General features: G+C 65.5%; 23 protein-coding genes and 1 pseudogene. 5 read left to right on the forward strand and 19 right to left on the reverse strand.

Annotated elements, in window-relative coordinates:
* Positions 1-5 precede the first annotated feature (5 nt).
* Positions 6-1,394 (reverse strand): sigma 54-interacting transcriptional regulator, encoded by a 1,389-nt coding sequence (locus tag Q9R30_RS14665; RefSeq protein WP_311218013.1) that lies wholly within the window; start codon positions 1,392-1,394, stop codon positions 6-8.
* Positions 1,395-1,421: 27 nt separating this feature from the next.
* Between Q9R30_RS14665 and Q9R30_RS19370 the strand changes: the two are divergent.
* A pseudogene (locus Q9R30_RS19370) lies at positions 1,422-1,616 on the forward strand (histidine phosphatase family protein); the annotation flags it as partial.
* Between the two features lie 225 nt (positions 1,617-1,841).
* On the opposite strand, the gene Q9R30_RS14675 reads toward Q9R30_RS19370, so the two are convergent.
* The gene (locus Q9R30_RS14675) at positions 1,842-2,501 is read right to left on the reverse strand and encodes a cyclodeaminase/cyclohydrolase family protein (RefSeq protein WP_311218014.1); all 660 of its coding nucleotides are present in this window, start codon (positions 2,499-2,501) and stop codon (positions 1,842-1,844) included.
* Between the two features lie 52 nt (positions 2,502-2,553).
* The gene (locus tag Q9R30_RS14680; RefSeq protein WP_311218015.1) at positions 2,554-3,174 is read right to left on the reverse strand and encodes a dihydrofolate reductase family protein; all 621 of its coding nucleotides are present in this window, start codon (positions 3,172-3,174) and stop codon (positions 2,554-2,556) included.
* A 153-nt stretch (positions 3,175-3,327) separates the two neighbouring features.
* On the opposite strand from Q9R30_RS14680, the gene Q9R30_RS14685 reads away from it, so the two are divergent.
* Both Q9R30_RS14685 and Q9R30_RS14690 read left to right on the forward strand, forming a co-directional pair.
* On the forward strand, positions 3,328-3,729 hold the full coding sequence (locus tag Q9R30_RS14685) for a RidA family protein (protein ID WP_311218016.1): 402 nt from the start codon (positions 3,328-3,330) through the stop codon (positions 3,727-3,729).
* 31 nt (positions 3,730-3,760) lie between these two features.
* Positions 3,761-4,357, forward strand: coding sequence for a dihydrofolate reductase family protein (locus Q9R30_RS14690; RefSeq protein WP_311218017.1), 597 nt, complete (start codon positions 3,761-3,763; stop codon positions 4,355-4,357).
* A 3-nt stretch (positions 4,358-4,360) separates the two neighbouring features.
* Here Q9R30_RS14690 and Q9R30_RS14695 read toward each other — a convergent pair whose 3' ends face one another.
* The 12 genes from Q9R30_RS14695 to Q9R30_RS14750 all read right to left on the reverse strand — a co-directional run bounded on the left by Q9R30_RS14695 (position 4,361) and on the right by Q9R30_RS14750 (position 16,461).
* Complete coding sequence (locus Q9R30_RS14695) at positions 4,361-5,392, reverse strand: aldo/keto reductase (RefSeq protein WP_311218018.1); 1,032 nt, start codon at positions 5,390-5,392, stop codon at positions 4,361-4,363.
* A gap of 14 nt (positions 5,393-5,406) precedes the next feature.
* Positions 5,407-6,300 carry an SMP-30/gluconolactonase/LRE family protein gene (locus tag Q9R30_RS14700; RefSeq protein WP_311218019.1) on the reverse strand — a complete coding sequence of 298 codons (894 nt, stop codon included), beginning with the start codon at positions 6,298-6,300 and terminating at the stop codon, positions 5,407-5,409.
* 342 nt (positions 6,301-6,642) lie between these two features.
* Entirely contained in the window at positions 6,643-7,020 is a 378-nt protein-coding gene (locus Q9R30_RS14705) for a hypothetical protein (protein ID WP_311218020.1), read from the reverse strand.
* A gap of 241 nt (positions 7,021-7,261) precedes the next feature.
* Complete coding sequence (locus Q9R30_RS14710) at positions 7,262-7,540, reverse strand: hypothetical protein (protein WP_311218021.1); 279 nt, start codon at positions 7,538-7,540, stop codon at positions 7,262-7,264.
* A 226-nt stretch (positions 7,541-7,766) separates the two neighbouring features.
* The gene (locus tag Q9R30_RS14715) at positions 7,767-8,396 is read right to left on the reverse strand and encodes a GNAT family N-acetyltransferase (RefSeq protein WP_104997864.1); all 630 of its coding nucleotides are present in this window, start codon (positions 8,394-8,396) and stop codon (positions 7,767-7,769) included.
* A gap of 135 nt (positions 8,397-8,531) precedes the next feature.
* Positions 8,532-9,146 (reverse strand): HAD hydrolase-like protein, encoded by a 615-nt coding sequence (locus tag Q9R30_RS14720; RefSeq protein WP_311218022.1) that lies wholly within the window; start codon positions 9,144-9,146, stop codon positions 8,532-8,534.
* Positions 9,143-10,264 carry an ABC transporter ATP-binding protein gene (locus tag Q9R30_RS14725; RefSeq protein WP_311218023.1) on the reverse strand — a complete coding sequence of 374 codons (1,122 nt, stop codon included), beginning with the start codon at positions 10,262-10,264 and terminating at the stop codon, positions 9,143-9,145. The genes Q9R30_RS14720 and Q9R30_RS14725 overlap by 4 nt, the downstream gene beginning before the upstream one ends.
* Positions 10,265-10,266: 2 nt before the next feature.
* On the reverse strand, positions 10,267-11,562 hold the full coding sequence (locus Q9R30_RS14730) for an extracellular solute-binding protein (RefSeq protein ID WP_311218024.1): 1,296 nt from the start codon (positions 11,560-11,562) through the stop codon (positions 10,267-10,269).
* Positions 11,563-11,618: 56 nt separating this feature from the next.
* On the reverse strand, positions 11,619-12,449 hold the full coding sequence (locus Q9R30_RS14735) for a carbohydrate ABC transporter permease (RefSeq protein WP_311218025.1): 831 nt from the start codon (positions 12,447-12,449) through the stop codon (positions 11,619-11,621).
* Positions 12,446-13,396, reverse strand: a complete 951-nt coding sequence (locus tag Q9R30_RS14740; RefSeq protein WP_311218026.1) for a sugar ABC transporter permease — start codon at positions 13,394-13,396, stop codon at positions 12,446-12,448. The genes Q9R30_RS14735 and Q9R30_RS14740 overlap by 4 nt, the downstream gene beginning before the upstream one ends.
* The gene (locus tag Q9R30_RS14745) at positions 13,393-15,546 is read right to left on the reverse strand and encodes a PQQ-binding-like beta-propeller repeat protein (protein WP_311218027.1); all 2,154 of its coding nucleotides are present in this window, start codon (positions 15,544-15,546) and stop codon (positions 13,393-13,395) included. Before Q9R30_RS14745 ends, Q9R30_RS14740 begins: the two co-directional genes overlap by 4 nt.
* Positions 15,547-15,585: 39 nt before the next feature.
* Positions 15,586-16,461 carry a MurR/RpiR family transcriptional regulator gene (locus Q9R30_RS14750; protein WP_311218028.1) on the reverse strand — a complete coding sequence of 292 codons (876 nt, stop codon included), beginning with the start codon at positions 16,459-16,461 and terminating at the stop codon, positions 15,586-15,588.
* 443 nt (positions 16,462-16,904) lie between these two features.
* Here Q9R30_RS14750 and Q9R30_RS14755 point away from each other — a divergent pair, with 443 nt between their 5' ends.
* On the forward strand, positions 16,905-17,138 hold the full coding sequence (locus tag Q9R30_RS14755) for a hypothetical protein (protein ID WP_234005571.1): 234 nt from the start codon (positions 16,905-16,907) through the stop codon (positions 17,136-17,138).
* Between the two features lie 16 nt (positions 17,139-17,154).
* On the opposite strand, the gene Q9R30_RS14760 is transcribed toward Q9R30_RS14755, so the two are convergent.
* Complete coding sequence (locus Q9R30_RS14760; RefSeq protein WP_158677232.1) at positions 17,155-17,808, reverse strand: hypothetical protein; 654 nt, start codon at positions 17,806-17,808, stop codon at positions 17,155-17,157.
* Between the two features lie 381 nt (positions 17,809-18,189).
* Positions 18,190-18,441, reverse strand: coding sequence for a hypothetical protein (locus Q9R30_RS14765; protein WP_311218029.1), 252 nt, complete (start codon positions 18,439-18,441; stop codon positions 18,190-18,192).
* A 147-nt stretch (positions 18,442-18,588) separates the two neighbouring features.
* Between Q9R30_RS14765 and Q9R30_RS14770 the strand changes: the two genes are divergently transcribed.
* Positions 18,589-18,960, forward strand: coding sequence for a hypothetical protein (locus Q9R30_RS14770; protein ID WP_104997854.1), 372 nt, complete (start codon positions 18,589-18,591; stop codon positions 18,958-18,960).
* A 166-nt stretch (positions 18,961-19,126) separates the two neighbouring features.
* Here Q9R30_RS14770 and Q9R30_RS14775 read toward each other — a convergent pair whose 3' ends face one another.
* Together Q9R30_RS14775 and Q9R30_RS14780 are read right to left on the reverse strand one after the other, a co-directional pair.
* Positions 19,127-20,326 carry an MFS transporter gene (locus Q9R30_RS14775; protein WP_104997853.1) on the reverse strand — a complete coding sequence of 400 codons (1,200 nt, stop codon included), beginning with the start codon at positions 20,324-20,326 and terminating at the stop codon, positions 19,127-19,129.
* Positions 20,327-20,456: 130 nt separating this feature from the next.
* Entirely contained in the window at positions 20,457-21,371 is a 915-nt protein-coding gene (locus tag Q9R30_RS14780) for a LysR family transcriptional regulator (RefSeq protein WP_104997852.1), read from the reverse strand.
* Positions 21,372-21,465: the final 94 nt, after the last annotated feature.

Consider the following 21,465-nt stretch of genomic DNA (forward strand, 5'->3'; position numbering starts at 1 on the left):
GTGCCCTATCCGTAGACCGTTTCGTCGTCGTCCGACTCCTTGGAGATCCGGCGGGCAAGGTAGAGGCCTTCCAGGGCGAGTTCAATCGCTGCGGCGCGCTCGCCCTTTGTCTTTGCGCCGAGGCGGGTGCCGATTTCGTCGTAAAGGCCTGATCCATTCAGGGACGGCAGGTTCCCGAGGAACTCCTGCGCGGTGACGTGCTCTCCGGTGGTGACGGTAGTGTGCCCGTCGAGCGCTGCCACGAGCGGGCCGAGATCGAGGCCCTGGAAGTGGGCGCGCACCGCCTCGGCAGTGGCTGTGCGCAGGAGGTGGTCAAGGACGGCTTGCTCGCGGCCTTCCTCCCCCGATTCGAACTCGATCTTGCCGGTAAGGACTTCCACCGCTGTCCCCAGATCCACTATCCGGGCCACGGCCTCGGCCTCGCCCCGCACACTGGCCCGGCGGAGCGCTGCAGCAGCCACTGTTTCGGCGCCCGCGATGGCGAACCGCGCCGAAACCCCTGAAGTCTGGTTGATCGCCGGGGACTGCCGCAGCGCGCGGGTGTAGCGGGCCAGGATCTCCAGGATGACCGGCGGGACGTTGGCCACCAGCTGCCCCTCCTGCCGGATGACGGCCACCTCGTCGTCGAGCTCTATCGGGTAGTGCGTCCGGATCTCGGCGCCGAAGCGGTCCTTCAGCGGCGTGATGATCCGGCCCCGGTTGGTGTAGTCCTCCGGATTGGCGGACGCCACCACCAGCACGTCCAGCGGCAGGCGGAGCACGTAGCCCCGGATCTGGATGTCGCGCTCCTCCATCACGTTCAGCATGGACACCTGGATCCGCTCCGCAAGGTCCGGCAGTTCGTTAATGGCGATGATGCCCCGGTTGGAACGCGGAACCAGGCCGTAATGGATGGTCTCCGGATCCCCGAGGCGGCGGCCCTCGGCCACGCGCATCGGGTCCACGTCGCCGATCAGGTCAGCGACGGACGTGTCCGGCGTGGCCAGCTTCTCCACATACCGCTCGGAGCGGTGGCGCCACGCCACCCGCAGCCGGTCACCCTCGGTGAGGGCGAGGGCGCGGTAGTGCTCGGTGATGGGCTCGAAGGGGTGTTCGTTCAGTTCCGAGCCCTCGATGACTGGCGACCATTCATCCAGCAGCCCGGCCAAGGTGCGGAGGAGGCGGGTCTTGCCCTGCCCGCGCTCGCCGAGCAGCACCACGTCATGCCCGGCAATCAGGGCGCGCTCCAGCTGGGGAATGACGGTCCGGCTGAACCCGTACAAACCCGGCCAGGGATCCCTCCCGGCGGCGAGCGCGGCGAGGAGGTTGTCTCGGATTTCCTGGCGGAGGTCCTTGCGGGCGTGGCCGGCGGCACGCAGCTCGCCAACTGTGAAGATATCGGGACGATCAGTCACCCCTCCACGGTAGCCCCCTCCCGTGCCGTGAATCGAGGACTTTCGCCAAACACCCGTTCCACGGCGGCTGCCCTGTCCGAGCGGGGCGTGGCGCAGGCCCGCCTGGTGTCGGAACGCCCTGCGGAGCCCTTTGGAGCCAGGGAGACGGCGGAACCCACCGCATCACGCCCGGGCCTTTCCGTGATCCACGAGGACGGGCTGGTCGAGTGCGATTTCGGCGAGTGGACCGGCGCGGCGCTCCCGTGGCCGCTGGTTTGGGCCCCGCGTTTTACCCGGGCACGCAGGTACTGTCCCACCAGCGGAGCGCGCGGAGGCACCGCAGGGTGGTCGTGCGGCTGGTGCCTGTCCTCCTTGGCTGGCAGTTCCACCCGCCGTCGGGAAGCTGTTCCCGGAGCAGCCAGGACAGTGCCGCTTCCAGCCTACGACGGCGGCGGTAAGTGCGGCGGTTCAGCCGGCGTCGGTGGGGGCGGCACGGTGATCCACCGCAGCCGTGAGCTGGTCGATACGTTCGAGCGCCGAGGTAAGCTGTTCCACTGCCGACCACAGCGCCGGGTGCTGTTCCCTGACCTGGTCCAGCGTGGCACCGGCAGACCTCAGTGTGGCGAGGTCGAAACTGACGTTCGTACGTGCCCCCGCAACCGCTGCCCTTAAAGCGCCGAATCCGACGACGACATCGGCGATGAGCGCCGGGTTCCCGTTGGAGGCCAGCCAGCCAAGGTCATCGATGCCAGCAACGGCCCTTTCGCCCAGCACGGCCGAGGCCTTGGCGGCGTCCACGGAGGCCCGGTGTATCGCCCGGTCCCGTTCCGGGCCCCTTTCGAGCCGGAAGGCGGCGCCGAACGCTTCGGAGGCGGCAGCATCGTCGTCGGCCAACTTGAGGGCATCCGCCCGAAGGGCGCCGGCCCGCTCGTGGAGGGCGGCGAGTTCCGCCCCCTGGTGCTCTTTGGGTTCCGTATAGCCGGCGACCATTGACGCCAGCGACGCTGCAATGGCCAGCATCACTCCCGTCCCGGCCCCTCCGCCGGGCGAGCCTTTAGACTCCGCCAGGGCGCGCGTCCACTGTTCAACGGTTGAATGCCGGGTGGTCACAGCAGCCGAATCAGTCATGCCATCAAGTGTGCCCCGTCCCAGGCAGGTACGTCGCCGCCGCCGTCGTAATCTACTGCGGCGGCCCCTCCAGGACGGTGGGAACGTACTCGAGCAGCTGCAGCCTTCCGTCAAACGTCCGGCTGTCCACCAGCTCCAGTGCGATGTCGGGATAGCCGTCGTAGATCCGCTCCCGGCCGGTCCGCCCTGTAATCAGCGGGAAAACCACCAGCCGGAACCTGTCCACCAGGCCCGCAGCCAGCAGCGACCGGCAGAGGCGCAGGCTGCCGAGCGTGCTCAGGGGCCGGGTACTGGTCCGTTTCATGTCCGCCACTGCCGCAACGGCGTCAGCGTTGACCAACTCCGAGTTCGGCCAGCCCAGCGGCCCCTGGAGCGTGGAGGAGAAGACAACCTTCGGCACTGCGGCGAGTCCGGTGAGGCTGGCCCCCTCTTCCTCCGAGAACGCTGAGCCGCCGGCTGCGGCCTCGGACATGCCGGACATGAGCCGGTAGGTATTGGCGCCGAGGAGGTACGTACGGTCTTTCGTTCCTTCCTGGTCCAGCCAGGCCAGGTATTCCGGCCCCTCCAGTCCCCACCACCCGGGCCATCCCTCAGCAGAGGCATACCCATCCAGGGAAATGATGAAGTCAACCATCAGCTCTGCTGATGGCGCCTTCGGGGTTGCCTCGCCCATGGCCTTCTCCTTTGCCGGCAGGTGCGGGCCATGCTATCCCTGCTGCGGCCAGGCCTTCAAGGGCCTGCCCGGGGCAGGTGACCAGGGCGGTTTGCCGGCCACCCCCTTCCGGGCGGACTCCCCCTCCGCCGGCTGGCGTGAGATCATGTGCGGATGGAACGCATTCAGCGGATCCGTCCCGAAGGGCTCATCCCGAGCCCGGCCTTCAGCCACGTCGCCGTCGTCCCGCCGGGCGCCACCACCATCTACATTGGCGGCCAGAACGCCGTCGACGCCGGCGGGACGTTGATTGGCGAGGGCGATGTGGCACTGCAGGCTTCCCGCGCCGTGGACAACGCGCAGATTGCCCTCGCAGCCGCCGGAGCGACGGTCAACGACGTCGTGCAGTGGACAGTGCTCTTCGTGGACGGCGTCGATCTTGCGGCGGCCTATGGCGCGATCGCGCCGGCGCTGGCGTCCGATGAACCGGCTTTGGTGACCGGCGCCCGCGTGGCCGGGCTGGGCGTGCCCGGCGCGTTGATCGAAATCAGTGCAGTTGCCGCCATCATGCGCTAACCCGCCCGCCCCAAGTGCCCTTAAGGAAACCATGAGCAGCGTCACGTGCGATCTGACCGTATCCCTCGACGGATTCCTCGCCGGCCCCAACCAGACACCGGACAACCCGTTGGGCGAGGGTGGCGAGGACCTGCACCGGTGGCAGTTCGAAGAAGCCGAGGCCAACGCCGAAGCGCTGAAGGGCATCCTCTCCGCGGGTGCCTACATCATGGGCCGCAACATGTTCGCCGGTCCCGGAGCGGGGCCGTGGGATAAGGACTGGCGCGGCTGGTGGGGCGAGGAGCCGCCCTACCATGCTCCCGTCTTTGTCCTCACGCACCACCCGTGCGCACCCTTGGAGATGGAGGGTGGCACCACCTTCAATTTCGTCAGTGACGGCATCGAATCGGCGCTGGCGCAGGCGCGCGAGGCTGCGGGCGGCAAGGACGTCGCCGTTGCCGGCGGCGCAGAGACTGCCCGCCAATACCTTTCAGCCGGCCTGATCGACGAGTTGCGGCTGCACATCGCCCCGCTGACCCTCGGCGCGGGCGAGCGGCTCCTGGACGGCGTCGGGAACCTGCGGCTGGAACCGACGGAAGTGCTGGGAACGCGCCTGGTCACGCATGTGCGTTACCGCGTGATCCGCTAGGCGCTACCTTCCCCCTTCAATCCTGCGGCTCCGCTGCTCCTGCGCCAGGGGGCCGTAGGGATAGACGCCGGCCTGTGGTTCGCTGGCCTGGGTAAGCCGGCTGGTTTCGTCAGGGGTGAGCTGCACGTCGGCGGCAGCAAGGTTGTCCGCGAGCTGTCCGGTTGTCCTCGCCCCCAGGATCACCGACGTGACCGCCGGCCTGTCCGCCAGCCAGGCCAGCGCCACCTGGGAAGGGCTGATGCCGCGGGCGGCGGCGATGCCTTCCACGGCATCGATGACTGCCCAGGTACGGGGATTGTCATTGCGCGCCTTCCAGGCCTCCATGCCGCGTTGGGGGTTCTCGCCAAGGCGCGTGGCACCTTGGGGGGCCTGGTCCCTCTTGTACTTGCCGGACAACCACCCGCCGCCGAGCGGAGACCACGGCAGCAGGCCAATCCCCGCGTCGAGCGCAGCCGGAACTATCTCGGATTCGATCTCACGGACCAGGAGGCTGTACTGGGGCTGCAGGGTCACCGGCAGGTTCCAGCCGTGGGCGCTGGCAACGTGGACGGCCTTGGTCAGCTGCCACCCCAGGAAGTTGGAGAAACCGTAGTAGGCAATCTTGCCGCGGCTGACAGAGTCTTCCAGGAAGCGCAGCGTCTCCTCCAGCGGTGTGATCGGGTCCCAGGCGTGCAGCTGGTACAGGTCGATCTGGTCCACGCCCAGGCGGCGGAGGGAATCGTCCAGGGCGCGGGTCAGACGCCGGCGGGACGTTCCGACGTCGTTCGGTGACGTGCCCATTGGAAAGCGGCCCTTTGTGGCCACCACCGCGCTGTCCCTCTCCTCGGGCCGGTTGGCAAGCCAGCGGCCGATGATCTCCTCGGAAACACCTTTGCTGTAGACATCGGCGGTGTCGATGAAATTGCCGCCCGCAGCGAAGTAGCTGTCCAGGATTGCGTGTGACGACTCCTCGGTGGCCTCGGCACCGAATGTCATGGTTCCCAGCGCGTAGGTGGAAACGACGGTACCGCTGCGGCCCAGGGTTCTGTATTGCATGGTTTTCCTCGTGTTCAGTTGGCGGTGGGATCAAACGTGAAGGCAGCCGCATCCCGGGTGGTGGTGCGGATCCGGTAGAGGCTGGTGGTCGCGGTGATGTAAAGGTCCCGGCCGTCCGGGCCTCCGAAGCATAGGTTTGATACCGTCTCGGGCACGGAAATGGTCCCCAGGAGTTCGAAGCCCGGCGAATAGACCCGGACTGCGGGTCCGGCGGAGGTCCAGATCCTCCCGTGGACGTCAACGCGCAGGCCGTCAGCCGCGTGGCCGTCTTCAAGCTCGACGGCGGTCTTCCGGCGCCTGCATACGCTGCCGCCCACGTCATAGGCGACGATCCTCAGCGGCACTCCATGGCGTGGCCCTGCGGTGTCGGCAACGTAGAGGACCGACTCGTCCGGCGAGAAGGCCAGGCCGTTCGGGTATACGAGGTCCGTGACCACGGCAGTGAGGGTGCCGGCAACAGGCTCGAAGCGGAACACGTGGCAGCCACCGTACTCCTGCTCACCCTCGTGCCCCTCCGTGGTGCCCGGAAGAATTCCGTAGGGCGGGTCGGTGAACCAGATGCTGGAGTCACGCGAAACCACGACGTCGTTGGGTGAGTTCAGTCGACGGCCGCGGAAGGAATCCACCAGTCCAGTCACGGTGCCCTCCCGGTCCCGCTCGACACGGCGGCGGCCATGGCTGCACTGTACAACGCTGCCGTCGGCATCAAGCGTCCGTCCGTTGGTGAACTCGACCCCCACCGCGTACTCACTGGTGGTTCCCGTAGCTGCGTTGAATTCGAGGATGCGGTTGTTGGGGATATCGCTCCAGCGCACAGTGCGTGAGCCGGGCACCCATACCGGCCCCTCGGCCCACACCGAGCCGGTAAACAGGCATTCCAACTGGCCTAGTGTCAGTCCCTCAGCCATCCAAGCCCCTTCGCATTCCAGCATTCACACTTCCGCGTCCGCGGCACCCGGCCTGCGGGCCGTCAGGCATTACCGGAAACGATAGCGCGGCGCGTCCCAGGCTGAGGGGAGCATCCACCCCGTGCCTCCACATCGTTGTCCTGAACGTGGCCGTTGCGACGCCGGCGATGCCTGTCCCCGTGTAGTCGACTACCGGCTCAGCGGCCGCAGGATGTACCGCAAGCAATACGCGGCACTCCGCAGGGGCGGCTCGAATTCCGTGAACTCGACCTTCCAGTCGAATTGCCGGCCCATGAAGCGGTTGTTCCCCAGCCTCGGGTTCCCACCCCCGGGGCCGTGCCGCTAGTCGTGCACAGGCTCCGCAAGGTTCCCGGCCCGGGCAACGGACCGGCGGATTCCGACGATCCTGACCGCGACTCCCGTCAGGACCAGGCCGATCCCCAGCGCCATCACGATCCAGACAGTCGCTGAAGCCGTATCGATGCTCCGGTAGCATTCTGTCGCCAGCCCGGCAGTCTGTCCCTGCGCGTCGGAGATTTCAGCCGCACGGCTATTCGGGAGCAGCGGGCTCCCGCACAGCGGCCCCACTGCCTTCAGTCCGATCACAATACTCAGCAGCTGCAGCGCGAACCCCACGGCAATGGTCAGAATCCACCCCCGCCGTTGACTGAGTTCCTCATTGATGTTCCTGGTTGTACTTTCCGAATCTCGAACCGCCATGTTCAGAGCATAGTGTGACCCCACACCCCGCTAAAGTATCGTCGTCCCGGATTGCCTCGTACAGGCCGGCACGCTTCATTGTTTCTCCTTGACCGGGGCCGCTGTGGTTTCGCGCTGGGTGGCGTCAGCTGGCCAGGACTTTGAGGGCGTCGTCGGAAGGGGTGTTGGGGTTTTGCGGCCGGTGCGGTGGTACTTGACGTCGTGCCCAGCGGGTGCGGAACTCCTCGCTGCGGGTGGAGAGTTAACCAAGCAGGTCGGACAGGTCTTGGTCGTACGGGTTCTTCCCGGCCGTGGATCGCAACACGGCAACAATGTCGTCCGCCGCGCGTTCCCAGTCTGCAAAGAACTCCCGCGCCCTCGGGCTCAGGAACGTGAACCGTGCGCTGTTGGGCGGGGTGCCGCCGTCGGTCATCATCTCCAGGTAAAGGGCCCGGCCCGGCTCATTGGCGGCCAGGACATCGCCGCGGTCGTTGCGGACCCAGGCGGGCGCCGTCGTAATCGATTCAATGACGCGCTGCACACCGACGCACTGTCTGCGGGCTGCGTTTGCGGCGCACCCTGGGGGCGGCTGTGGCGGCGAGGTCGAACAGGTGGGCCAACTCGGCGTCGTCCAATTGCAGGATCATGAAACCTGCGTCCGCACCCACCGCCCACCCTGTGGCGCCTGCCCGCCCCGCGGCGGTCTGGGTGGCGAATTCGCATGCAACGAACGTCGCCCGCCTCAGGGGCACCGAGCGTCCCTGGGCTCAGCGGCTGATAGGGGAACCGGTCAGTTCGCCCAAGGAGAGGAGGGCCCTGGTCCGGGTGGTGGCCCACTCTTCCGTAAGCAACGACAGCACGACAATGTCCCGCCAGGATCCATCAATCCTTTGCGAGGAACGCCTGCGGGTGCCCTCGACAGTGAATCCGAACCTCCTGAGGGACGAAATGGACCTGTGGTTTCGAGGATCCACATCGCATTCGACGCGCCCTGCGCCGTGGGAAAACACCCAGTCGAGCAGCGCGAGCTTCACCTCAAGGTTGGCTTTCATACCCCAGAAAGCCGGGCTGATGATTGTCCTGCCGATCTTCACCCGTTCCGTCGGGGCATGGGTTTCGGTAACGCCAGTGGTGCCGATAAAGAGCGGGCCGCCGGGCAGGCCCATGTAATGCACCGCAAAGATCCGAAGCCCCTCATGGCGCCGGCTGATGAAGCGGACCGTCTCGTCGTGCGAGAGCGGACGGCGGTGCCCGTCGCCGAACCCCGTGGCCCAGATATCGTCATTGGCGAGGATATGGGCCAGGGCCTGAATGTCGCCGGCGCCGAACGGGGACAGAACGAAGCGGCCCGTGACAGTGCGTAACGTCGGCAGGGCGCGGGGCAGGCGAAGCGTCATTGTGGCCTTTCCATGAGGGATCGTCGGGACAGCATCCGGGACGGGGGCGAACGCCGGATGAACGCGGGGCGATCTTTCGGTGAGCAAGTCCGGGAACCCCGCCGGCCCCTCCACTGGCCCGCCGCTTCGCAGCTCTTAGGCAGCCATCACCCGGCGGCCCAGGCCGGTTGCCCTGAACTCGTCGAAATCGCGCACCACCAGCGTGGCCCCTGCCTCGACAAGCCGCCCTTCCGGGCAGTACCCGCTGAGCACGCCCACCGGGACGCAGCCGGCCTCCGCGGCGCACCGCATGTCATACTCCGTGTCGCCGAAGTACAGGGCTTCGCCGCCGTCCCGGAGCTCCGCCAGCACCTGGGCTTTGTCCGCGGCCTCGGCGACAACCACGCCGAACCGGTCCTCGAGGGCAAACGAACGCAGTTCGGCCAGCAGGTATCCGGGTCCCGCCGCCGAGATGACGGCACACATCCCGGCGGCAGCATTAAGTTCGGCCAGGAAGCCTGCCGCCCCGGTCCGGAGCGGCGCCGGCTGCGAAGCCATGGCCGCATTCCACTCCGCAATGGCCGCCGGCACGTCGCCGGCGCCAACGCCCAGCTTCAGGAACATCTCGTCCATCGGCAGCATGAACTTGCGGTCGAACTGATCCGGGATGATCTCCCGGGCTCCCACCAGCCTCAACGCGGCATTGGTCGCGGCGCAGGCACGGGCCGCGTCATCGGCAATCGTGCCGTTCCAGTCGAACAGGTATTTCATACGGCGGCCGACAATGCAGCGGCCGTGAGCCCCAGGCCGGAGGCCATGCCGGCCCGAAGGCCGGCAGGGCCGTGGAAAACGTGGATCTTCTCCGGATCGGACCAGACAGCAACCCGGGAATTCAGGGCGGGACGTTCTGCGGAGCGGCAGGACAGCAGCAGCACCGAACCGCCGAGATCCACGTGGACGGTCCTGAGCGGACCGTTGGGCTCCACGAGGATCACCTCGCCTTCGGTCGTCCAGGCATTGCTGTGCCCAGGGCGTCCGAGGCGGACGTCCTCGGGCCGGACTCCGAGGACGACGTCGCCGGTCAGGCCCACGCTGCTGGCAGCCGTGGAAACCAGTCCGTAGGCTGTCTCCAGCTCCCCCCGTTCCCGTTGAACTGAGGACAGGAGGTTCATCGGCGGCGCACCGATGAACCCGGCCACGAAAGCCGAGACCGGCGAGTCGTAGAGCTCGTCCGGAGTTCCCAGCTGGACGATGCGCCCCCTATCCATCACGGCGATCCGGTCGGCCATGGACATGGCGTCCTGCTGGTCATGGGTCACGGTCACGCCGGTGGCGCCCTCCTGGCTGATGAGCTGGTGGATCTCGGCGCGCAGCGAGATGTGGAGCTGGGCATCGAGTCCGGACATGGGCTCGTCGAGGAGCACGACGCCGGCATGCCGGGCCAGTGCCCGCGCCAGGGCGATGCGCTGGCGCTGGCCGCCGGACATCGCTTTCGGGCGCCGGTCCAGCAGTTCCTCCACCCGCATCCGGGCGGCAACCTCCCGTGCCCGCTTCTCCGCCTCCTGCCTGGACAGGCCAAGGCCGTGGCGCAGCCCCAGCGTGATGTTGCCCAGCGATGTCAGGTGCGGATACAGCGCGAAGTTCTGGAAGACGATCGAGACGTCGCGCTGGTGGGCGGGTACTCCTGCCTGGTCCTTCCCGCCCAGCTCCACGGTGCCGGCGTCCGGTGCCTCAAGCCCGGCGATGATCCGCAGCAGGGAAGATTTGCCGGATCCCGAGGGCCCCAGGATGGAGAGGTTCTCGCCGTCCCGGATGGAGAGGGTGACGCCGTCGAGCGCCGTTACGTCGGCGAAGCGCTTGGTGATATTGGTCAGTTCGATGGCTGCCATGCTTACTTCCCCAGCATGGCGTTGATGGACTTCGCGGTGGCGGGTACAACCTCGTCGGCCGGCTTGCCGGTGGCAAGCTGTTCCATCATGGTGCGCACAGTGTTGATGATCTGGGCTGTCTGGGCGCCTTCGAAACCGCCCCATACCGTCAGCGGCTTGTCATAGGTCCAGGCGTACCGCATCTGGGGCGCGATGTTTTCTCCCTTGAGCAGTTCCTCGGTGGCGAGCTTGTTGACCGGGATGTAGCTGTAGTCCTTGCCGCTGCTCAGCAGTGATGCTTCCTTGGTGAGCATTTCGGTGACCATTGCCTGTGAGAAGGCGGCCTTGCAGGAGTCCTCGGAGATGACCACCCAGCCGTTGCCGCCCGCGGGCAGGTCACCCTCTGCTCCGTTGAGTCCGGGAAGGTCGATGGGGGTCCAGTCGAGGTCCTTCGGCGCTTCCTTGGCGACCTTGACAATGCGGGACGTCGTGGCCATGTGGAAGGCCAGGTTCCCGGCGACAAACTGTGCCTGGCCGTCATCCATCCGCACGTTCAGGGACACTTTGTCCTGCGCCAGGCGGGAGAGGATCCCGATAGCCTCGCGGCCCTTGGGCGTATCGAAACCGAACGACCCGTCGTCTGCCACGTACTTTTCGCCGGAGGACTGGACCAGTGCCTGCGAGAACCAGTCCGGCAGGTCATCCGAGGAGATGTTGATGCTGGGCTTGCCGGTCTTCTCGGTGACCTTGCGGGCCGCGTCCTCCAGCGCTGCGAAGTCCTTGATGGATGCCGGGTCGGTGATGCCGGCTTCGGCCAGCAGCTTCTTGTTAACCAGCATGGTGGGGGTGGAGATCTGGAACGGTGCCAGGTACGTGGTGCCGTTGACTTCACCTGCGGTGAGGAACTGCTTCTGGTAACCCTCTGGAAGCGTGGCGGGGTCAAGCGGCGCAGGGTTGTAACTGTCGGTCCAGAACCGGAGTTGGCCCAGTCCCGTCATGATCAGGTCCGGCCGCTTCCCCACCGCTGAGTCCGCGACGATCTGCTTGGTGAGGTCCGAGTAGTTGCCGCTTTGGGCAGCTACTGCGTCGATCTTGAGGCCCGGGAACTTTTGTTCCATGACCTTCTTTGCGTGCTCGACGGCGGGCGTTCCCTGGGGGGCGAACGCGAGTTTGACGGTGGTTTCTTCCGGCTTGCACTGGTCGATGGCGGCAGCAGTGGCGACAGCACCGCCGGAGCCGGATTGTGCGCCTCCGCAGGCGGAGAGGCTGAGGGCTGTCACAGTGGCAAGGACTGCCGTGGCAAGAACTTTGCGGCGCATTGGGGATTCCTTCATGTAGTGGGGAGTGCTGGTGGGGGTTGGAAAGTGGAGGGGAGTCAGCCGGCGACTTCGGTACCGGCCATGCCGCGGACAAAGTGGCGCTGGGCGAGGAGGAAGAGAATGATCACGGGCGCGGTCACGATCGCAGCGGCCGCCGCGAGGGCGGGATAGTCGAAGCCGGTATCGGCATTCTGGAAGATCGCGAGGCTGAGCGGGGGTGTCATGATATCCGGGCTGCGCGCCACCAGGAGCGGCCATAGGTAGTCGTTCCAGTGGGTGAAGATGGACAGCATTGAGAACGCGGCAATGGACGGGGCGGAGATGGGCACGACGACCGAAACAAGGGTCCGGAGCGGGCCCAGACCGTCGGTCTTGGCCGCCTCCATGATGGCGTCCGGCACAGCCATCATCTGCTGGCGCAGCATGAAGATGCCGATGGCGCTGGTGACGAACGGCAGCACCAGTCCCAGCCGCGTGTCGCCGAGGCCGAGCAGGTTCAGCCCGACGAAGGTGGGGATCATCGTGGCCTGGTGCGGGATAAGAAGGCAGGCCAGTACCAGGCCAAGGATGAAGCCTGCGCCCCGGAACCGGAACTTGGACAACGCGTAGGCGGCCGGAATGCACGTCAGCAGTTGCAGGACCAGAATGCCGAGCGTCACGGCGATGCCGTTGAGCATGGCCTGGCCCAGGTTCGCCTTTTCCCACGCCCGTCCGAGGTTGGAAAAGTCGAATTCGACCGGGATGAGGCTCAGTCCGGTGGTGGTCAGCCCTTCGGCAGGGGCCACAGCCGTGCGGAGCATCCAGTAGAAGGGAAACAGCGCCAGGGCAGCCGCCAGGATGCCGAGGACTGTTGCCAGCGCGGCGTTGACTTTGTTCAGTTTGGTCATGATGATTCCTTGGTACGCCGCTGGCGTCCGATGGTGCCGACGACAAGCAGCAGGGCGATCAGGATGAAGGAGATGGCGGATGCTTCGCCGATCCGGAAGTACTCGAAGCCCACCTTGTGGGCCGCGGTCATCGCGGTTTCCGAGCTTCCCAGCGGGCCGCCCTTGGTCATGACGTTGACGATTTCGAAGACCTGGACGGCGCCGGTGATGGACAGGACGGTGACGAACACCACCGTGGGCCGAAGCATCGGCAGAATGATGGTCCGGAGCTTGGTGAGGCCCCTGATGCCTTCGACGGCCGCAGCCTCGTGGATGGAGGAGGGAATGGTGGTCAGTCCCGCCATGAAAAGCAGCATGCACAGGGACGTTGCGCGCCACAGGCCAAGCAGGATCACGGTGAACAATGACGTATCGGCTTCGTCCAGCCAGTTGACGGGGGCGAGGCCGGCGATCCCAAGGATCTGGTTGGCAAAACCGCCCTGGAAGGCAAAGATCCATTTGAATACCACGGCCATGGCCACCATGTTTGCGGTCATGGGCAGGATCAGGGCGGTCTTGGCGAGCCAGCTTCCGCGGCCCATCTTTTCCATGAGCAAGGCCAGCAGCAGCCCCAGCACGATGGAGGGGATGATCGTGGCCAGGGAATACACCAGCGTGTTCCACGCGGCCTGATGGATCAGCGGATCGGCAAAAACCTTGAGGTAGTTGTTGAAGCCGGCATACTTCCAGGACCCTCCGGACAGCGGGATGACAAAGAAGCTGCCGATCAGCGACAACAGGGCGGGCCCGTAGACGAACAGGAGCAGGGCCGTGAGTGCGGGGAGCAGCAACAAGTACGGCGTTAGGGATGGCCGCGGATTCTTCGCCGTGGAGGTCTGCCCTGCAGGCCTGTCTGCCAGAGCAGGCGGGGAAGCGGCGGTCTTCCCCTGACGCGTAAGCAGGCTCATGAGCCGGCTCCCAGGTCAAGGGCGAGCAGGCCGCCGTCGACTCCCACCGTGAGGTAGCTGCCCCCGGCGGCCACTAGCGGCGCTGCGAGGGGGACGCCGACGTCGTACGTCCCTTCCGGTGCACCGTCGAGGCCAAACCGGCGGATGACGCCGTCGAGCCCTGGCAGCAGCAGCGTTTCGGTGGATTCTTCAAAGACAGGCGCGGCCATGACAGGGTTTGCCTTCATCCGGTACGCGGTCATGGGGAAAGGAGCAAGCCCGTCGACCGTTGCGTCCCACAGCTGCCCCCCGGTGTCCTTGGCCAGCATGCGCAGGCCATGGCCGGTCACGGTGACGACGTAACCGGCCGGGGTGATGACCGGGGTGGAAGGGCTGTAGCCGCCTTCATGCTGCACCGTCCATTGCACCGAGCCGGTCTTCCGGTCCAGCTTGGCGGTGCTGCAGATCGCCGGGACCAGGAAACTGTCCTGGCCATCGTCGTAGGCCGCGGTCCCGGTGACCCGGAGGTTCCGGGCGGTGTCCCACGGATCATCCTGCAGTTCCGGCATGGGCCAGATGGACTCGCCGGTGTGAAGGTCGACGGCGATGGGCGAGTTCGGCGTTGGCCAGAACCCCACCATGACCATGGAGCCGACGATGGCGGGGCTGGAGTGCGTGACGATGTTGTGGTGGGGGGACAGGTCGGTGCGCCGCCACAGAACCTTCCCGGTGGCGGCGTCCAGGGCACGAAGGTCGCTTTGGTCGCCGAGCACCACGATGCCTTCCGATTCCACCGGCGACTGCCAGGCGAAGCGCCGGTACGGATCCGTGGAGGGCGTGGTCCACAGCCGCTCACCGGTAGCGGCAGCCAGCCCGGCGACCGCGCCGCTTACTTCGGCCACCACCACGATGCCGCCCGCCAGGACCGGGCGCGTCTTGACGGCGGACCCGGTGGCCGCCGACCACAGCAGCCGGCCGCTTTCGGCGTCGAGCGCTTCCACCGTGCCGGCAGGGCGGTCCTCAATCTGGGAGCCGGCAAAGATCCGGTCCCCCGCCAGGGTGAGCCCGGCGCGGTGGCCCGCACCGGCCAGCTGGTGGCGCCAGCGGACCAGGGAGCTGCGCGATTTGGCGTCGTAACCGGCGACGGTGGCCTTATCGACGTCGAAAGCGTGATCCGGATTGTGCAGGTAGTGCGCCGGCATGGTGCGGGAGTTCAGCTGCAGGCCGGTGCCGTTCCAGGTCACTTCACGGAACATCGGCGGTGAGTAGTCCAGGCCGGCGAAAAATGGGGTGGGGCTGTTGACGTGCAGGACGCCGTCGATGTCCACGACCCGGGACGTGTGCCAGTGGCCGGAGAAGGTGGCCAGCGGCTTCCGCGGCAGCCGGTCCATGACCGGGTGCCCTGGCTGGTCGTGCATGCACAGGATGTAGGGCGTGTCGTCGCCGGCTGCCGCGAGGTCATTGCGCAGCCATTCCTCCTGGACTGTGTGGTCCAGCCCGAGCTCGTGGGTGTGCCAGTCCATCACCACGACGTGCAGGCCCGCAACGTCGTAGGAGAACCAGCGCGGGCCCACGAGCTCTTCGTAAAGCTCCGGGTTGCCGTCGTTGACGATGTAGTTGTTGCGGGAAATGCGGCCCGACCGGCCCAGATGCATGTGGTCGTGGTTCCCGGGCACCAGGTTCACGGGCACGGGGGCATCAGCCACGGCGTCCAGCAAGCCGGCGAACTCCTCCGGTGATCCATTGTCCACCAGGTCGCCGGTGACGATCACGGAGCGGCTTGCAGGCGAGAGTTGTGGAAGGTCCAGGAGGAATTCCTTCAGCTGGTCCGGTGTGGTCAGGCGTCCCTTGTCGAAAGCCCACCGGTCCGGCGCCGCCATGTCGATGTGCGTGTCAGTGATGTGCATGAACTGGTACGGGAGGCTCTGCTCGGTGGCGTGCAGTTCGAAGGTTATCTCCGTGCTGTCGCCGGCACCGGCGGGAAGCCGTGTGAACCAGTGGTCCGTGTGCCAGCCCGTTGGCCGGGTCACGGCGATGAAGGGACCGAAGGGTTCGACGCTGAAACTGCCGTCTCCGCCGGTGGCCACGACGTCCCGGCCATTGGTGACGGCGATGCCGGGAACGGGAATTCCTTCTGCCGTGATGACACGGCCGGTGACGATTTTGGGCATGAAGTCTCCAGGATTGAGCGGAATATTGGGGGAAGTGGGCTAACTGCGGTGAAGTTGGGAGAGAATGTCGTTGCTGGCGGACAGGGCAGCCATACGCTGGTGGGATCCGTGAGTCAGCAAGACCACAATGGCGTCCAGAACGGCCAGATGCACCACCCGGCTGGTCATGGCATCAACCCGGTAGGCCGTTTCCTGGCTGCCAGCCACCACTGACAGATCCACCAGGTCAGTCAGCGGTGTTCCGGTAAAACTGGTGACTGCTACAGTCGCTGCCCCTGTTTCCTTCGCTGCCCGTGATGCTGCCAGTGTTTCCGTTGTGGAACCCGTATGGCTGACGATAAGGCAGGCGTCCTCCCGGGTCAGGCGGCTGGCCATGATGTTCTGGACATGGGCATCGGCGGCAAACACAGCATCGACTCCCACCAAGGCCAGGCGATAGGCCACATCCGCGGCCAACGGAGCCGACGTCCCGATGCCCAAAACCAGGGTTCTGCGTGCCCTGCCGATACGTGCCGCAACTTCAGCCACGCTGCCGTGGTCGATGTTCCCCGCCGCAGACTGTAAGGCCTCGGCCGAACTGAGAACTACCTTCCGGCTGACGGTCCGTTCATCGTCATCGGCCTCGATATCGGCAAGCTGCACAGTATCGGACGGCGACTCACGGGTCAGGACCAGTTTTAGGGCCTGGAACCCGGCCAGTCCCATGCTTTGGCAGAACCGTACTACGGACGCGGACGAAACTCCTGCCTCAGCCGCGAACTGGCCGATCGACCGATCGATGATGTCCTGCGGATCTCCCAGGATCGCACGGGCGATGCGCAGTTCCACCGCGGAGAAAGAGGCCAGGCTTTCCCGGACGGATTCAAGGAATCCGGCTTGGTGCCTGGCGGGGGCTTTGAGTTGTTGCGTGCTCACAAGTTCAAGCTAGGTGTGTGAGTGAACGGACGGGAACACCGGAGGTAAACGAAGAAAAAACTTTTCACAAAGTGGGCGGCTGTGAAATTCGCGTTCACGTGGGGCGGAGGCTTCGACGGGCCAGCGCCGAGGAAGGCCCACGCACCCGGTGCCCTGAGTCAGGGATCGGATTTCGTCCGCAGTGCGGGTCGTGGTCCGCCGCCAGCACTAAACATTCACGGTCCATATCTTGCGCCCCGAGCCATTGATCATCCACACTGGCTACAGATCCGCAGGAATATCTCCGCCGATCCAGAACGCCGGCCCCTTGCCGGCCGCCGCCCCATCAAGAGGATGCCGGGCACTCCCTCTCGAATCACAGCCTTTCAGCCTCGCCGGACGTGCCCAGCCATTGTGGAGCACCCCTGCCGAACGTGCTGCCCGGCCCAAAGAAAGAAACCACCATGATCAAGCGCCACTCAGACCTCGTCCTGGAAATCACCGCGTACGACGCGCACATGGTTGAAAGCGACCTCAATGCCGCAGTGGAGACCGTCCGCCAGCACGCCATGCAGGAGGGCCGCCACGGCATCCTGGTCACCCAGCACGGCTATACCCGCTACACGGTCGCCGTCAGCCCCGACGTGCCCTTCGGCCAAACACACGAACGCCGAGAACTCGGACAGAGAGAGACCTGACACGGGCGTGCGCGTGCTACGCCCACGGGACCGATTCAACGGAGTCAACTGCATAAGGTTTGGCCGCCGAGCGCTGCAGGGGACGACGAAGGCGGACCTGGTACAAACCATCGCGGAACGTGGCGCGCGGATCCAACTGGACAACCAGGAGGGGCTCTTCGCGGGCGGCGTCCACCCGCAACACCATCCCCTCCCGCCGGCCGTCGACGAGCAGCGGGGTGGCCGGCTCTACCGCGGTCTCCCTCAAGCGGTTCTGAAATTCCGCCTCAGCCGCCAGGAAGAGGATGCCATGGGCGGCCCCAACGACGCGCAGCGGGATCACCATGTCACGCGGCGGGCGTGCGGGAGAGGGCGGAGCCTGCACCTGGTCGTGCCGGGCAGACGACGTTCTGGCTGCCGTCAGGACCCGGTCGCATTCCAGGCAACGGCTCCGCATCCCGACGTCGGCCACCATGGTCACCAGCAGGCCTCTGGGTGCGTGGGCCCACTTGTCGGCCACAATGTGGCACCACGCCGTGTGGTACTCGTTCCCGTACTTCATCACGTAGACCTGACCATCGCCGAGGAGGGGCATCCCCTCCTGTCGTGCGGCCGGCTCGATCGGCTTGAGCATGCCGAGGTCACTGGCTTTCGCATCGGCGGGGCGGCCAGCGTTGAGGTATTTGCGCAACAACGGACTGCGTTGCCGTTTTGGTTTTGGAATTCCAGGTCCTTCCTCTGCAACGGGGGTGCCTACAGGCACACCCCTTATGACCCCCTACTCAGCTTGCGTCCATTTCGCGCAAGTTGCCAGCCGGGACCGCATCAGCCTGTCCGGACCGGGGCGCCAAGTTCCACCAGGATGCTAGACATGCCGGAAAGCCTACCGGTGACTCCCGCCACAGAATCCTCGTGGCCTGGTACCCGCCACCATCCCCGAGGTCATGCTGCCTGATCTCAGTACCCCGATGAGTGAGATCCGGGGTTAGGTGGCCTGAGTCATGGCTGCGCAGTTATCGGGGCCGGCACTGATAGAAACGTGTAAACCGTGAGCCATGCGGTTCAGCCGTTTCTAACCGCCATGCGCGGAGCCCACCAGGACTTCGTGATAGTGCTGGGGCAGGCGCACTATTTCAAACTCCGACACATCCAGGAGACGTCGTCCTCCAGTGACGATGTCAAGGATCCAGAACAAACCATGCTCGGGGGCGGTATCCGTGACCGGGCCGCGGTGCACCAGCGTGTTCTTACAGAACGCTTCGATGGCGTCGCCCGCCATGAGTTCCTGACAGGAGCTGACCTTTGTGCGCTCATTGCTTGCCATGATTGGTCCTTTCGACTGCGAGACCTCCCCGACTCAATATCTTTCGGGCTGAAGGTTGCCTCCAGGTGTCTGCCGGATGTCTTGTCGCTGACGCTTTCCGGAGCGCTTTGTCGACAAGCCGGAGGCGAGCAGGAAGCCCTGCAGGAAATGGCCGCCCGCCGCGTCGACGGCGTCGTCCACGTCCCCGCCGTAGTCAGCGACGGCTACAACGGCGCCAAAGAACTTACACGGCTGCCCCTGAGCAGCCGACTCGTCATGGGCGTCCTAAAGACAGCACGGGAAGTTGGCATCAGCATTCCCGGCGACTTGGCTTTGGCCGGATACGGCGACCACTGGCCGACGTGGGAGCCCAAGCAGCCGAACCCCTGCTTGGCCTCATCAACGGCGAACATCCCTCACCCGCAGTCCACCGGATACCCGGAGCTCTGCGGATACGTGGATCCCTGCGTGAGGGGACTTCTGCACACCATTCCGATTAACCTCCCGGAAAACGCCGATTGGGCTCGGGCTTGCCCTTGACGTGCGTTCTTGTGACCGTCGCTACAGAGAACATGGAACTGCTCCCCGATGCCGCTGACGGTGCCATCCAGGACGCAGCAGCTCAGGTCCGCATCATGAGCTCCGGCAGCACAGCCAAGGGCAGCGATTGGTTTGCGGTTAGGCCGTCGGTGATTCCAAAAGCCTGCTACTTACGCGGTCTCCTGATGCACGCGGCCATCAGAATTGCTGAGGACATCCAAACGGATCCGCCAGGTCCTGCCGGTGCTACGAGCAGCCCGGCTGCCAGGGGCAGGGTGACTTGGCCGAGTCTGTTGCCGAGCAGCCGGAGCGCCAGAGCGGCACCCCGGGCGGCTGGTGGAACAGCCTGGCTGATCAGTGTCATGGTCAAGGGCTGTCCCAATCCCAGAAAGAACCCGGCGATGGCGAGCAGGACGCCGGCCAGGATCGGGGTCTCAAATACCGAAGGGAGGAGTGCCAGCGGGATGGCTGCACCGGCGAGGCTGGAGGTTACGAGCGCTGGCCTGCTCCAACGGGAGAGCAGAACGGGGAGCAGGAGGCGCGATGAGATGGAGGCTCCGGCACGGACGGCCAAGAGCACCCCGACCATCAGAGGGGGCACCCCACTTTCCTCGCCAAGCAACGGGAGGAAGGCGACGAGGATGTCGGTGGTTGCGAGCAACGCCAGGCTTGCCGCCATGTTCGCTTTTACGGTCGGAGTGGCCAGGAGGGACGCCACTGAAGCCGGGGCCGCGTCCGGGGACGTCGCTTTTGCCGTAGGTTTCTTCTTTGGCTGCTTTACGGACGTTGCGAAGGCGGCGGGAACGCCGAGTATGCAGATTGCACCTGCGAACATCAGCGCCGTGTTGGCGTCGGCGAGCCGGACGGCGGCCGGCACTCCTTGCGCCGCCCCCATCAGCAGGCCTGCCAGGAGCGGCCCCACGAGTTGGCCTAAGGCGAAGGCTGCGGTGAACCAGCCGAAGGCGGCGTCCATTTGGTTGTAGGGAAGGAATCTGGCGATAGCGGACTGTCCTGCGATGGTGAAGCACAGGTGGCCAAGGCCCAGAACAGCGCTGGCCACAGCTATCAAAAGCAGGGATGGGGCGCCGGACAGCAGGAAAGGTCCGGCTGCAAGCAGAGCCGTTCCTGCGACGATGATGCCTCGCAGCGATGGGCTTTTGTCCGACATTCTTCCAAGCCAAAGCGCGATCACGACAGGAAGCAGGGCATAGGCAGCTGCTATGAGGCCGACAGTTGCGGCGTCTCCCCCTAGGGCCAGCACCTTGTAGGAAATCAGCGGCCGGGCCAGATTCAAGGCAATCTGGCAGAGGACTGCGGATGCGATCAGCATCCATAACCATCTGCGGGACTCTTGCCTGCTGATCATCAACGTATCCTCTCCCCCATTCCGGCCGTCATCAGCACCGGGCATCTGCTACTGGCGGGCTGGGGTCGCAACGTATCGTTGCGGCAACTTGCAGTGGCGAGGCCAGGCCACCCCCGGGGTCGAACGACTCTCACCTAAAATCGGCCGTTGCGTCCTTGGCGACCTCCAGCAGTGTGGATTGGAAGGCTATTTCCGCGGGAGCGCGCACTCTGTCGTGCCGGTGGGCCAGCAGTATCCGGCGCGAGGGCGCGCTCGTTCCCAGCGAAATGATGCTGACCCCGGGGTGCTTGTTGACTACCGCGGTCCGGGGCGCAAGGGCTATTCCCAGTCCGACGCTGACCATGGCTTGGGCTTCCTGGTAATCGTTGGCGTAGAAGGATATCCGCGGGGTGAACCCGGCGGCCCGGGAACTCCTTTGGAGGACTTCGACGACGGGGTGTTCCTCGCCCCGGACAATCCATTCCTCGTTGGCCAGATCGGTCATGTCCACTTGTTTCCGACGTGCCAGCCGATGGTCCTTGCCTACGATGAGCGCGGTGGCGTCTTCGAAGACGGTGGTCAGCGCGAAGTCTTCAGGACTGATCCGGTTCCACTCGTAGTCCCATAAGAGGGACACTCCCACCTGCCCGTTTTCGAGCATTTCAAGCAGCTCTTCAAACCGTGTGCTGCGGACGTGGAGTTCAATCGCGGGGTATTGCTTCTTGAAGCGGCTGATGACCAGGGGAAGGAACGACCCACCCAGCGTAGGGAAGGTGCCCATGGTCAGGCTGCCGCGATTAAGCCCTGCGATCTCCGCCAGGTCGGCCTCTGCCGCAGCCATCTGGCGAAGAATGCGGCGGGTGTGCGACGCCAGAACGTGCCCGGCGTCCGTTGGTACCATTCCCCGGGTTTGGCGCTGCAGCAGCGGCTGGCCAATTTCGGCTTCCAGACGTCGGAGCTGCTGGGAAACACCGGACGGTGAGTAGACGTGCTTTTCCGCGGCAGCTGTTATGGAACCAAGTTCCACGACGTCCAGCAGCAACTCCAGTCTCCTGACGTTCAACACACTGGCCTCCTTTGAAGTAATCCTTCAACCCCTCTCACAATCCCATACTACCGCTTCATCTTTGACGCTCGATCAAGGGTGGTCCAAGCCTGCG

This window comes from Arthrobacter sp. AB6, from assembly GCF_031844545.1.
Classification (GTDB): domain Bacteria; phylum Actinomycetota; class Actinomycetes; order Actinomycetales; family Micrococcaceae; genus Arthrobacter.